This is a genomic window from Thermosynechococcus sp. PP555, from assembly GCF_031583225.1.
Taxonomy (GTDB): Bacteria; Cyanobacteriota; Cyanobacteriia; order Thermosynechococcales; family Thermosynechococcaceae; genus Thermosynechococcus.
In genome coordinates this window covers 383,839-395,901 of record NZ_CP134168.1, presented here as the reverse complement: position 1 = coordinate 395,901, position 12,063 = coordinate 383,839, and the positions used below count along the sequence as shown (strand labels likewise).

The following is a 12,063-nucleotide window of genomic DNA, read 5'->3' as shown; positions in this document are numbered from 1 at the left end:
GTTCTCGCGATCGGCCTAAACGTCAATAAAGCATCCTTCTATTTTCCCTCACCCGTGGGCGATCGCTCTAGCGGCCAAGCCAAATAGAGCACTAAAGCCGCAAATAACCCTAAGCCAGAAAGATATTTAACGCTGTTGGGAATTAGCGGATTGGGCGACCAAAAGCCCTCGATAATACCGGCAATCACCAAGAGGGGAACAATGCCAAACATCAGTTGTGCTGCCAAGGCGCCATTGCCTTTGAGTGCGCTCAGGCGACGGTAACGCCCCGGCAAGAGAATCGCTTGCCCCAACAACAGACCCGCAGCGCCGGCCAGAAAAATTGCAGGCAGCTCCAAAGCACCATGGGGACTGACAAAAGCCCAAAAGGGATACCCTAGATTGTTTTGAGCCACCAAGGCAGCGATCGCCCCCATGTGCAGACCGTTGTTCCAGAGGATATAAAGCGTCCCTAGCCCCCCTAGGATACCTCCCGCTAGCATTGCAAAAGCCACACTCAGGTTATTGGTCATAATGGCACTGGAGGCTAGGGGTTCAACCCCGACGATCGATCCCATCCAGAGCTTGCCCTCCTCTTCCACAAGGGAAAGGATGTCTGCGGGTACCACTAGTTCCAAAAATTGGCGATCGCTCCACGCATACCACCAAGCGATCGCCGCCGCCACCAGAAATACCCCCAAGGCAAAGGCCGTATAGACCCATGTTTGCTGGACAACCGCTGGGAAGCCCCGCTGGAAAAACCACCAAACTTTGCGCCAATCTTGGGAGCGCTGACCCTGATAGACTTGGCTGTAGCTCCGCAAGGTGAGACCCTGCAAATAGTTGACGATGCTACTGCCCAAGCGGCGAGTTTTTGCCCGCGCTAAATCCGCACTAACCAAGCGGTACAACTGACTGAGGCGGCAAATCTCCGTTGCCGATAGCGCTTGAATCCCCTCTGTCTCAGCACGGTTGAGGAGGTGTTCTAGCTCTAGCCACTGCGGCTCTTGGCGGATCAGCCAGCGTTCAACATTCATGACTATCTGATTCCTCTTGAATTGCCCCCAAAAAAGACTCTAGGCGTTTGCGGGGAATGTAGGGCCAGCCGCCATTGGTTTCAATATCCCGCAGTAGTTGATAGAGCGCTTGGCGGTTGGTGGGCAAGGCCGCTTGAAACTGATTGTCACAAATTTCGCGATGCAATTGCTCTAAAAGCCGCAGCAATGCCAACAGGTCATGGACATTTCCATTGGCTCGCTCAGCCGCGATACGGATCCGTTCAGCAAGGGCGTTGAGGTCGGTTGTACTTAAAGAGGATGGCGAGGAAATCATCTTTTCTATAAAGCTTTTTGAATTGGGAATAACGATTTTCTACCACAGTTGCTACGATCGTGTTAGCAAAAAAAGAGGTTTTGTGACCATGTTTCGGACACCTGTTGCCCTTGTGGGGGCAGCAACGTTGAGCCTCAGTCTGGCGATCGCCCCGCCTAGTTTCGCAGAAATGGAAGTGGAAGTGGCTCGCGACAGTAGAGGCCGTGTTTACACTGTGGATATGGATTCCCGTCGCTTTTATAGAAATAGGAATGGCATTATCCAAGTGGATTTTAGCCTCTCGACCCTTGGCGACGATTACTGGCATCGGGCAACGGCGTCCTGTAATCCCTACGATGTTAAGAGTGATTATTACGGTTGGGATTGGACGGGAACCAAAAGCTATCCTCCCGGTACGATAGCGGGTGATATTGCCCGTGCAGTCTGCCGCCGTTAACCTGCTGCTGCACCAATACCCTGTGCAAGGTCAGCGGGAGCAAAAACCCCTAGCTCCGTAATAATGCCACTAATTAAATGGGCAGGGGTGACATCAAAAGCCGGATTGTAAAAATCTACCCCAGCGGGTGTAATGCGGCTAAACCCCACCTGATAAATTTCTTGGGGGTGGCGCTCCTCAATGGGAATTTCCGCCCCAGTGGCAATTTTAGTATCAATTGTAGAAAGGGGTGCAGCGACAAAGAAGGGAATGTTGTGGGCTTTGGCGGCGAGGGCAACACTATAGGTACCAATTTTGTTGGCCATGTCCCCATTCAGGGCAATGCGATCGGCGCCCACCACCACCGCATCAATCATCCCCCGCTGCATACAGTGCGCCGCCATCGTATCCGCCAGCAGGGTGACAGGAATGCCCTCTTGCACACATTCCCAAGCGGTTAATTTCGCTCCCTGAAGACGAGGACGAGTTTCATCGGCATAGACTCGCTCCAAGCGACCCGCCGCCCAAGCCGCACGAACCACCCCTAACGCTGTTCCATAGCCTGCTGTCGCTAGGGCACCGGCATTGCAGTGGGTAAGCAGGCGCAACTTCTCGGGCGTTTTCGGCAGGACACTAAGGCCGTTTTCACCAATGGCTTGACAGGTTTGCACATCTTCACGGGCAATGGTTTGGGCGGTTTCAAGAAGGTGCTGCTGCAGTTCCTCAAGGCTGGCTGTGGCTTGCTGGGCTGCCCCAAGCATGCGATCGATGGCCCAAAATAAATTCACTGCCGTTGGGCGGGTTTGCCGCAATTCGGAAGCGACATTCTCTAGGTGAGCCAAGAAGCCCTTGCGATCGCTCCCTGTGTATTCCCGTGCCCCCAAGACCATGCCAAAGGCAGCGGCAACCCCAATCGCTGGCGCACCGCGCACAACCATTGTCCGAATGGCGGTGGCCATCTCCGCTGCGGTGGTGATGTCCTTGAGTTCATACTGTTCTGGCAAGCGGGTTTGGTCAATTAACTGCACGCGATCGCCCGCCCACACCACAGGAAAGATGGTTCCGACATTTGCTGTGACAGCCACAACAGCCTCCGTGCTCACTAAAATTGAATACAAATCATAACCCAAGGGAGAACCTATTCAGGCTAGAATTTAGCCCCCTAGGCAAAGGTCAGTTCACCATTCACCTCGAGACGGGTAAATTGGTTGGGAATCAGAAACTGCTCCCCCAAGGCTTCCGCCACACTGGGAGTAATCCAGCCCAGTTGCTTCAACAATTGAATGGCAACGGCATACTTAGCACGCTTCGCACCATCACTCACCTTAATCGCCAATCCCATCCCTTCGCCCACACGACCCACACACTGAATCCCCTCAGCTCCGGACTTACTGAGGATTTCCCCCTCCGTGAGGCGCATCAGCTCGCTATCAAAGGCACCGGGACCGGCAACAAAATCAGGGTGGTGGGTCATGGCACGAACGACGCGCTCCATTGCCCAGTCATTGCCCGAGGCCAGTTGGCCGTAAAGGGTGGCCATCTGCACCAGTTGCATCAAGTACGTGGGCGCCCCACAGTCGTCGTGGGCACAGATAAATTCTGCGGCGGGCATCTTCAGTAGTTCTGCCACCTTGGAGAGGATCAGAGCCTGGACGGGGTGATTTTTGTGCAGATAACTTGCCAATGGCCAATTGCGCTGTTGACAAACCGCCAACATCCCCGCATGTTTACCCGAACAGTTGTGCTGCAGTGCCCCTTGGCGGCCGGGGGGAACGGGACATTGCAAGGCAGTGGGATCCACATCGGCACGCCAGAGGATGTTAAAGACTTGGCGGACTTGCTCAATACGCCCTTGGTGGGAACTACAGATAATCGCGAGGTCGCGATCGCTCAGGTCAAACCGCTCCATCGTTCCCGTTGTTGTCACTGCCAAGGCTTGAAAGGGCTTGAGGGCAGAGCGGATAAAAGCAGCGGTTTCCGCATTTCCTGCAAGGGCAAGAATTCGGCCACGGGCATCACAGACCACGGCATGGGCATGGTGGCGCGACTCAACAATCCCTTCCCGCAGTAAGCAAACATCGAGCAGAGGGGCTTGGGTGCGTTTGGACATAGGTTCGGTCATGCAGGTCAATGAGCAACAATATCAGCAGCAGCTACAGGAGTGCCCAAGCAAGGGTCAGTCCCAAAGAAAAGATCACGAGCGCCAAAAGGGTTACCTGTAACCGTTGTAAAATCGGGCGCAACTCGTAGGTATAGATCAGGCGATCTTGAGCCAATTCAGTTTCGGGTTTTTGCCACTCTTGACCGTCGTACCAGCCCGTTTCCTCATAAATGACCGTGGGACGGTGCAGCCGATCGCCCACATAAGCCCAACCGAGTACAAGGCGCAAAAGAATCAGCAACAGCAGGAAGTTTGCTCCTAGCACCCCAGCGAAGAAAACATGTAGGGGTGCCTCTTGCACTGAAAAGCTGGCGATCGCCACCGAACCACTAATGAGCCAAGCCATCCCCCACAGCAGTAGCAAACGCCTTTGAAAACGCGGCCGCGGCCAACTCGACCATTCAAAAAACCAAGAGGCTTTGAGGTCACGATATTCGTTGATCGGTCGTTGATCTGCCGGGACAGGACAGAAAATCTGAGACACAGTGGCACAAGTTCAAGGACGCTGTTTCCAGCATACCAGTCTCGCTGAAATCGTGGATCGCCACACCATGCATGAAATCGGGCGATCGCCTCGTACACTAGAGGATGTCACGGCTCCACCTCGCCTAGTGGGGCAGAAATTTTGTTGGTATATTGATTATTCCCTAGCTCCCTTGCGGCACCTTTGATGGAATGGCACCAGTCTGACGTTGCACAACTACGGGTTATTGACCAGTTGCTGGCCGGGCACAACCTGAGTCCAGCACAGTACGATATTACGCGCCGTGTGATTTATGCGACGGGGGATTTAGAGTATCTGAATTTGATTATTTACTCAGAGCAGGCCCTGCAATCCGGTGTGGCTGCCCTTGCCGCTCATACCCCGATTGTGGTGGATGTGACGATGGTGCAGGTGGGGGTGCTCTCCTACACCCAAAACACCTTTGGCAATCCCATTTACTGTGGGGCAGAAACCTTCACCCGTCCGCAGCAGGAAAAGTCCCGCATTGCTTTTGGCATAGAAACCTTGGCACGACGCCATCCCACGGCTATTTTTGTCCTCAGTAGTGATCATTCAGCCCTAGAACCTCTCCTGACTTTAGTGGAGGCTCAGGAAATTCGCCCTGCCTTAATTATTGACGCTGCCCCCAATTTTCTCCCCCCCATTTTGGATCGCCTGCAAAAGTCTTGGGTGCCCCACATCTCCATTAAGGGTTGCAAGGGGGGCGTGAGCGTTGCCACAGCAATTATGAACGGTTTACTCAAGTTGGCTTGGACGGCCTATGGTGACCCCCTTCCCTGAGACAAGTGAATGGCTCTGTATCGGCCAAATTGTCGGTGCCCACGGCCTGCGGGGGGAGGTCAAGGTCAAGCCCTTTAGCGATTTTCCCGAACGCTTTACCGTGGCGGGTTCTCGTTGGTTGCGATCGCCCCGGCAGCCCCAACCCCATGCGGTGACCCTCGTGCGCGGGCGATTTTTACCCCGTGCCGAACAGTTTGTGGTTACCTTTGCCGAAGTCAGCGATCGCACCGCAGCGGAGGCACTCAAGGGGGCAGAAATTTTAGTCCCCGCCAGCGATCGCCCACCCCTTGCCGCAAATGAATACCACCTCATGGACTTGATTGGACTTGCCGTGTATCACCACGGTGAGCGAGTTGGCGAAGTGGTGGGCTTGGTCAATGCCGGCAATGACTTACTAGAAGTGCAGTTACTCGACCCAGCGCAAGAAGCCCGCCGATCAGTGTATATTCCCTTTGTGCCAGCCATCGTGCCGGTGGTTGATCTAGCAGCCCGCAGAATTGAAATTGATCCCCCCTTAGGGCTGTTGCCCTGATCAATCCCTACCAAAATCGTTAATAATAGGGATACTTCTATTTTTTTAGCCCCGACTCTTGAGATTGTTGTTGAGTGAGTTGCCCCAACCCATCCCTTAAAACCCATTAATTCCACCTTGACGGTAGCCTTTACCTGAGCGATCGCGATCGCCCTACCGTTTGCCCCTTCGTAGAGATTTCAGAGCCTTTGAGAGACAGCATGAGCATTGGTAAAGTTCGCATTTATGACCTATCAAAAGAACTCAACCTGGATAATCGAGATTTATTGGCCATCTGTGAACAGTTGGGAATTGCCTATAAAAGTCACAGCAGCACAATTTCCGATGCCGATGCCGATCGCATTCGCGAAGCTGCCAAAACCTATCAACCCCATAGTGCCTCACCCCGTAAAGTTTCAAAAACACCTCCTCCTGTGAAGAAAGCCCCAGCCCCTCCAAAAACGCAGCAAATTGTTGCTGTCCACACTCAACCCCGCTCTGGGACGCCGGAAGCGCCCAAGCCTCAATTACAACAACCTCCCGCTCGTCCCCAAGCACCGCAGCCCCCTGCGCGACCCACACCCCCTGCACCAGTTGCCACCAAGGCAGTGGAACCTGTGGCGCCCAAACCCCCTACACCTCCCGCAAAACCCGAACCGACACCACCGCGTCCAGCGCCTACTTTAGTCCCCCCGCCCGCCCGCCCCACCAAGAAAGTGGAAAAAGTCGCTGCGGCTCCCCCGCCCCGCAAAGAGCTAAAGGAACCCCCCAAAAAAGAAAAGGTGGCGATCGCTCCTGCGAAACCCAGCAGTCAAGATCGCATTGAAATTGTCCAGCGGGCAGTTCCCCCGGCACCCGTCAACCCCCCGGAAATGGCGCCCAAGCCAGCTTTACCAGAGCTACAACCGCCACCCAAACCCGTTGCGCCAGTCCTGCGGGCACCCAATCCACCCAAGCCCGTCACCGAAACCGTTGAGGTACTCGATGACAAGTCCGTTAGCAAAGTCATCAAAGACCGCCACCGTCACAAAGACTTTGATGATGAGGAGAACAAACGGAAATCCTCCCGCGTCGTCAAGTTGCGTGAAGAAGTCATTGACGAAGAGGAAGAACTAGAACTCACCAGCCGTTTGGTCGGGGTACACCAAGTAACCGTTGATGTCAGCCAATCGTTGCAACGGCCACCCAAGCCCAAGGCGCCTCGTCCCGCCCGTCCCGTTACACCAGCGGCGAAAACCGAAAAAAGCAGCGAGAAAAAACAACCCCGCCATCGCGATCGCCGTCACGAAGAGCCAGCCGAAGCACCACCGCCCGATCACATTACGATTGAAGGCCCGATGTCAGTGCAGGAGTTGGCCAGTTTAGTGCGTCGCCCCGAAGCGGAAATCATTAAAATTCTCTTCTTTAAGGGAATTGCCGCCACCATCAACCAAACCCTTGAGGTGGAAACAATTGAACTCGTGGCCAAGGAATTGGGGATTACGGTGGAAACGGCACAGCAGAAAGCCGAGGCCACAAAAGTCACCGAAATGCTGGAGTCAAGCGACCTCGATCACCTGCAACGGCGTCCACCCGTGGTCACGATTATGGGTCACGTGGATCATGGCAAAACCAGCCTTCTCGATGCCATTCGCAATGCCAAAGTGGCTCAAGGGGAAGCAGGCGGCATCACGCAACACATTGGCGCCTACCACGTGGATGTCGAACACAACGGCGAAAAACATCAGGTAGTCTTTCTCGATACCCCCGGTCACGAAGCCTTTACCGCCATGCGGGCACGGGGGGCACGGGTCACCGATATTGCTGTTCTCGTGGTTGCTGCCGATGATGGGGTGCAACCTCAAACCATTGAAGCCATTAGCCACGCCAAAGCAGCTAAAGTGCCGATCATTGTCGCCATTAACAAAATTGACAAAGAGTCTGCCCAACCGGAGCGGGTCAAGCAGGAACTCACTGAATACGGCTTGGTGCCCGAAGAGTGGGGCGGCGACACGATTATGGTACCTGTCAGTGCCCTGCAACAGCAAAATCTCGATACGCTCCTAGAAATGATCCTGCTGGTGGCTGAGGTGGAGGATCTCTACGCCAATCCCGATCGCCCCGCCAAAGGCACCGTCATTGAAGCCCACTTGGATCGGGCACGAGGACCTGTGGCCACATTGCTGGTACAAAACGGTACCCTGCGGGTCGGCGATATTCTGGTGGCAGGTGCCTGTTTTGGTCGGGTTCGCGCCATGATTGACGATCGCGGGCAGCGTGTCGAGGCAGCAACCCCCTCCTTTGCTGTCGAAGTCTTGGGTCTGGCGGATGTCCCTGCTGCCGGAGATGAATTTGAAGTCCTCAGCGATGAAAAAGCCGCCCGTGCCCTTGCGGAGGAGCGAGCCGCCGCTCAACGCCAATCCCGCCTTGCCCAAGCCGCAGCCGCCCGGCGGGTCTCCCTTACCTCGTTGTCCAGTCAAGCCCGCGAAGGGGAACTCAAGGAACTCAATCTCATTCTCAAAGCCGACGTTCAAGGTTCCGTCGAGGCGATTTTGGCGGCTCTCAACCAACTGCCCCAAGATCAAGTACAGTTACGAGTCTTGTTGGCTGCCCCCGGCGAAATTACTGAAACCGATGTTGACCTTGCCGCCGCCAGTAGTGCCGTCATCATTGGCTTTAATACCACCCTTGCCTCAGGGGCACGCCAAGCGGCTGAGCAGCACAACGTTGATGTCCGCGAATACAACATCATCTATAAGCTCCTCGATGATATTCAAGGGGCAATGGAGGGGATGCTGGAACCCGAACTGGTCGAGGAAGAACTGGGTCAAGCCGAAGTGCGGGCTATCTTCCCCCTGAGCAAAGGAGCTGTGGCCGGTTGTTATGTCCTCAATGGCAAGCTCGTGCGCAACTGCAAAGTACGGGTGCTGCGCCAGCAAAGCGTCATTCACACAGGCATCTTGAGTTCGCTAAAACGCATGAAGGACGATGTCCGCGAAGTTGCGGCGGGCTACGAATGTGGTGTGCGCTTGGATGATTTTCAACAATGGCAGGAAGGAGATATTATTTACGCCTTCCAAACAGTAACAAAACGGCGTAGTCTTGGCGGCAGTAGCGATAAAAAGTAGCACCCCTTAGCCTCCATGGATTCTCTGGCGGGGGGTGCTGCCTGCCGATGTGCTAAACTGAGTTGGGTTTGAGCAATGGGTAGCCTCAAGCCCGATCAACTGCAAAGATGAAAGTCGGTATGGGATGGCAGCGTCGTACCTTTTTGCGCCATGTCTCTCAAGGAATCGCGATATCTATAATTGCCACAGCCAGCAAGAGCCTGCTGACGGCCTGTGGCGGGAAGGGGGATTCCTTGTCTGGATCTACGGCGACAGGGATCATCTCAAGCAATGGCCTGCTCAGCCCCGGTACATTGACTTGGGGGGCGGATCCGATTGAGGGTGCCCCCTACGTTTTTTACGATCCAGCGGATCGCCGCAGGTTGATTGGCTTTGAGGTGGAAATTGCTGAAGCAATCGCACGCCTGATGGGAGTCAGGGCATTTTTTTTTGAGGTGTCCTATGATCAACTGTTCGCTGCCCTTGCCGCCAATCGCTTTGACATGATTCTTAACGGTTGGGAAATCACCACTGATCGCAAGCGCATCCAATGGTTTTCCCAGCCCTACTACCGCTACGGCCAACAGATTGTAGTGCGAGCAGATGACCCCCGCTTCGAAAAATACACTGCCACCAGTGAAGTTACCCTAGCCAATCTGGCTGGCATGACCGTTGGCACTGGTATGAGCTACAAGGCGCAGGAAATTCTAGAGAAAGACCCCCGCATCAAAACCCGTCTCTATGATGATGCAACGGGGTTTATGAATGCTCTAGCCATCGGGCATGTTGATGCTCTGCTCGTCGACTTCCCGATAGTGGCCTACTACGTTCTTGGTGCCGGTCCGGGGGGCACAGTGAACAATAGCCTGCGCCCAATTGGTGTCCCGATCTTTTTGGATAACTATGTGATTGCCTTTAATAAGAACAACCCCAAAGGAGAAACCCTCAAAACAGAAGTTGATCAAGCCATCGACATCCTCAAGAAGGACGGCACATTACGCCGCATCTACGAAAAATGGAAAATATGGAATGATCAACAGACCCAAATTGGGATTGTGTGACATCCTCCCGACGCTGACCCTACGGTTCTCAACCTCACTTCTCGATTGTGGGGCGAGGGATGACTAAATAAAATTGTGAGGATGGTATTAGGGAGTAGGGCAAGCAGGTTAATCCAGCGGCTCATACTTGGATCCTACTCCCTTGTATCCAGTATTAACCCAGTTGATTGAGGGGAGGCTGGCCACGCATTTGCCGTAGGGCATTTAGACACAGGGGACAATCACAGCCAAATAGCGCGATCGCGGTATTACTTTCTTCCTCAGTAAACTCTAGTACAGGAGGGGGCAGCGAACCATTATCACGGCTAGCTTGCAGTTTCGTTTCCTGAGCGCCTAGGCGAGTACAGACCAGTTGAAACTTCTGGTGGGGATTAGTGACACACTCACTGCTTTCTGGAGGTGGCACGGGAATGGGGGTACTGAGTTGGGCATGGGCAGGTGCAATCAATGGGACCAAGCTCAGGACGGATGCCAAAAAGGTAGGGCTGACTAAAAGAGCGAGACGCAAAGCTGACATAGGGTTTCCTCACAACTTGTTACTTGATTTTGGAAAAGGTCTGTATCGCTAGTCTAACGATGATTGCTTGATTTGGCGCAGCCGCGCAATATTCTGAATGCGAAAGCTCATCTTGCTCTTAGGATTGAGATTGTCGTTGCTGGCAATTTGTCGTAGGGCAGGGGATGCGATCGCCCACAATCAGGGTACGCCACTGTTCTGGTTTTAGGCGGGTTTGTGCCACCCGTTGCAGATCTGCTGCCGTTGCGGCTTTAACGGCTCGCTGATAGCGGAAGATAAAATCCTTGGGCAAATCGTAGTATTCGTAGCGCAGGAGACGATTGAGAATTTGCAGGCGATCGCGAAAATTAAAGACAAAGGAGTTGAGAATACTGTCTTTGGCGTAGTTCAGTTCTGCGGCACTAACGGGTTCCTGTTGCAGTCGCTGGATTTCCTGCCGTAGGGCGCTGAGAAACTTGGCTGTAGTCTGGGTTTGGGTTTGTCCCACCCCATAGAAGACCCCTGGATAGTCAAATTCGGGACTCCAAGCGGCATAAACACTATAGGCCAAGCCTTGGCGCGATCGCACTTCATTGAAAAGACGCCCGCCAAAGCCATTGAGAACCCCATTGAGAACATAGAGGTTAAACACGTCCGGATCTTTGAGCGTCCCCCCCAATTGTCCCGTGTAGATGTAGCTTTGGGAGAGATGGGGGCGATTAATCACCACCGTTGTTGGCGACGTATCAACTGTTACCCTAGGTAAGGGGGGCAAAGGAGGTAAATTCGGTGGATCTTGCCATGAGCCAAAAATTGCTTCAAGGCGATCGCCCATTTGTGAGGCATCAAAGTCGCCCACCAAGCCCAAAATACAGCGGGAGGGAGCGAGGTACCTGCGGTAAAACTGCTGCACATCCGCCGGTGTGATCTTGGCAAGGGTTTCTAACTCTTGGGTGCGGGCATAGGGACTCTCCGCACCGTAGATCAGCTTGTAAAATTCCCGTTCTGCTTGGGCATTGGGTTGATCATCGCGGCGTTGAATGATCCCCTGTCGGCGCCGAATCGCCAGTTCAAATCGCTCTGGTTCTACTGCTGGCGCTTGGAGCATCTCCGCTAGTTGGCTTAGAACCGCTTCACTGTGTTCCTTGAGGCTGTTGAAATTAATCCGCCCTAAACTTTTGCCGACACCCGATTCAATGGCTGCTGCTCGATCCTCAAGCCATTGGTCAATTTCAGCGGCACGATGAACTTGGGTGCCACCCGTGCGAATCAGGTCGCCACTGACTTCTGCCAAACCCACCTGAGCCGGCGGATCCCAACGACTACCTGCCCGAAAGATTAAGGTGCCTCGCACCAAGGGCCACTCGTGATCCTCTAGGAGATAGACCACCATCCCATTGGCCAACTGACGGCGTTCATAGGCCGGCACTTGAATTTCCGGTAAGGGGGGAAATGTCAGCTCAGTGTAGTGCTTGGGGGTCATGGCTGCTGCCAAAGAGGGTGGGATCAACCATAGCAGGAGAGCCGCTACGAGTCCAAGGCAAAGCGATCGCCCCACTGGACGGCGTCTTTGGAGCCAGACAGCCATCGAGAGAAAAAGAATAAAAATAATCCGATAGGATGAAGCCAACATATAACGGTTTTCCAAATTATGGGATATGTGAGGGGGATATCATCCTCTCCCAGAGCAGCTTTCACAGTTTTAAGTGTGTTCCATCGATGTGAAAAAGACTGCCA

13 protein-coding genes are annotated in these 12,063 nt (G+C 53.9%); 6 read left to right on the top strand and 7 right to left on the bottom strand.

Annotated elements, in window-relative coordinates:
• Positions 1-38 precede the first annotated feature (38 nt).
• Together RHH27_RS01835 and RHH27_RS01830 are read right to left on the bottom strand one after the other, a co-directional pair.
• A complete protein-coding gene (locus tag RHH27_RS01835; protein ID WP_206200822.1) occupies positions 39-1,016 on the bottom strand; it encodes a stage II sporulation protein M in 978 nt (325 codons plus the stop codon).
• Positions 1,006-1,311 (bottom strand): hypothetical protein, encoded by a 306-nt coding sequence (locus RHH27_RS01830; protein ID WP_206200821.1) that lies wholly within the window; start codon positions 1,309-1,311, stop codon positions 1,006-1,008. The genes RHH27_RS01835 and RHH27_RS01830 overlap by 11 nt, the downstream gene beginning before the upstream one ends.
• A gap of 88 nt (positions 1,312-1,399) precedes the next feature.
• Here RHH27_RS01830 and RHH27_RS01825 point away from each other — a divergent pair, with 88 nt between their 5' ends.
• Positions 1,400-1,747: a hypothetical protein gene (locus tag RHH27_RS01825; RefSeq protein ID WP_206200820.1), complete on the top strand. Its 348-nt coding sequence runs from the start codon at positions 1,400-1,402 to the stop codon at positions 1,745-1,747.
• Here RHH27_RS01825 and mtnA read toward each other — a convergent pair.
• The 3 genes from mtnA to RHH27_RS01810 form a co-directional block, all read right to left on the bottom strand.
• Complete coding sequence (gene mtnA, locus RHH27_RS01820; RefSeq protein WP_302678698.1) at positions 1,744-2,811, bottom strand: S-methyl-5-thioribose-1-phosphate isomerase; 1,068 nt, start codon at positions 2,809-2,811, stop codon at positions 1,744-1,746. The two genes, RHH27_RS01825 and mtnA, sit on opposite strands and share 4 nt — an antisense overlap.
• A 77-nt stretch (positions 2,812-2,888) precedes the next feature.
• On the bottom strand, positions 2,889-3,836 hold the full coding sequence (locus RHH27_RS01815) for an asparaginase (RefSeq protein WP_255451666.1): 948 nt from the start codon (positions 3,834-3,836) through the stop codon (positions 2,889-2,891).
• Between the two features lie 43 nt (positions 3,837-3,879).
• Positions 3,880-4,371 (bottom strand): CGLD27 family protein, encoded by a 492-nt coding sequence (locus RHH27_RS01810; protein WP_302678697.1) that lies wholly within the window; start codon positions 4,369-4,371, stop codon positions 3,880-3,882.
• Between the two features lies 1 nt (position 4,372).
• On the opposite strand from RHH27_RS01810, the gene RHH27_RS01805 reads away from it, so the two are divergent.
• The 5 genes from RHH27_RS01805 to RHH27_RS01785 all read left to right on the top strand — a co-directional run bounded on the left by RHH27_RS01805 (position 4,373) and on the right by RHH27_RS01785 (position 9,830).
• Positions 4,373-4,558 carry a hypothetical protein gene (locus tag RHH27_RS01805; RefSeq protein WP_302677145.1) on the top strand — a complete coding sequence of 62 codons (186 nt, stop codon included), beginning with the start codon at positions 4,373-4,375 and terminating at the stop codon, positions 4,556-4,558.
• Positions 4,558-5,172: a precorrin-8X methylmutase gene (locus RHH27_RS01800; protein WP_302677778.1), complete on the top strand. Its 615-nt coding sequence runs from the start codon at positions 4,558-4,560 to the stop codon at positions 5,170-5,172. Before RHH27_RS01805 ends, RHH27_RS01800 begins: the two co-directional genes overlap by 1 nt.
• The gene (rimM, locus tag RHH27_RS01795; protein ID WP_302678696.1) at positions 5,153-5,704 is read left to right on the top strand and encodes a ribosome maturation factor RimM; all 552 of its coding nucleotides are present in this window, start codon (positions 5,153-5,155) and stop codon (positions 5,702-5,704) included. The genes RHH27_RS01800 and rimM overlap by 20 nt, the downstream gene beginning before the upstream one ends.
• Before the next feature lie 200 nt (positions 5,705-5,904).
• Positions 5,905-8,790, top strand: a complete 2,886-nt coding sequence (gene infB, locus RHH27_RS01790) for a translation initiation factor IF-2 (protein WP_302677143.1) — start codon at positions 5,905-5,907, stop codon at positions 8,788-8,790.
• 233 nt (positions 8,791-9,023) lie between these two features.
• Entirely contained in the window at positions 9,024-9,830 is an 807-nt protein-coding gene (locus RHH27_RS01785; RefSeq protein WP_225901618.1) for an ABC transporter substrate-binding protein, read from the top strand.
• A gap of 154 nt (positions 9,831-9,984) precedes the next feature.
• Here the strand turns inward: RHH27_RS01785 and RHH27_RS01780 are convergent, their stop codons facing one another.
• Complete coding sequence (locus RHH27_RS01780) at positions 9,985-10,347, bottom strand: hypothetical protein (protein WP_302677141.1); 363 nt, start codon at positions 10,345-10,347, stop codon at positions 9,985-9,987.
• Between the two features lie 118 nt (positions 10,348-10,465).
• Complete coding sequence (locus RHH27_RS01775; protein ID WP_225901617.1) at positions 10,466-11,959, bottom strand: pitrilysin family protein; 1,494 nt, start codon at positions 11,957-11,959, stop codon at positions 10,466-10,468.
• Between the last annotated feature and the right edge of the window lie 104 nt (positions 11,960-12,063).

Excerpts from the sequence above, each read along its gene's own strand:
- RHH27_RS01835 (WP_206200822.1), bottom strand. The coding sequence starts at position 1,016 with ATGAATGTTGAACGCTGGCTGATCCGCCAAGAGCCGCAGTGGCTAGAG.
- RHH27_RS01830 (WP_206200821.1), bottom strand. The coding sequence starts at position 1,311 with ATGATTTCCTCGCCATCCTCTTTAAGTACAACCGACCTCAACGCCCTT.
- RHH27_RS01825 (WP_206200820.1), top strand. The coding sequence starts at position 1,400 with ATGTTTCGGACACCTGTTGCCCTTGTGGGGGCAGCAACGTTGAGCCTC.
- RHH27_RS01815 (WP_255451666.1), bottom strand. The coding sequence starts at position 3,836 with ATGTCCAAACGCACCCAAGCCCCTCTGCTCGATGTTTGCTTACTGCGG.
- RHH27_RS01800 (WP_302677778.1), top strand. The coding sequence starts at position 4,558 with ATGGAATGGCACCAGTCTGACGTTGCACAACTACGGGTTATTGACCAG.
- rimM (WP_302678696.1), top strand. The coding sequence starts at position 5,153 with ATGGTGACCCCCTTCCCTGAGACAAGTGAATGGCTCTGTATCGGCCAA.
- infB (WP_302677143.1), top strand. The coding sequence starts at position 5,905 with ATGAGCATTGGTAAAGTTCGCATTTATGACCTATCAAAAGAACTCAAC.
- RHH27_RS01780 (WP_302677141.1), bottom strand. The coding sequence starts at position 10,347 with ATGTCAGCTTTGCGTCTCGCTCTTTTAGTCAGCCCTACCTTTTTGGCA.
- RHH27_RS01775 (WP_225901617.1), bottom strand. The coding sequence starts at position 11,959 with ATGTTGGCTTCATCCTATCGGATTATTTTTATTCTTTTTCTCTCGATG.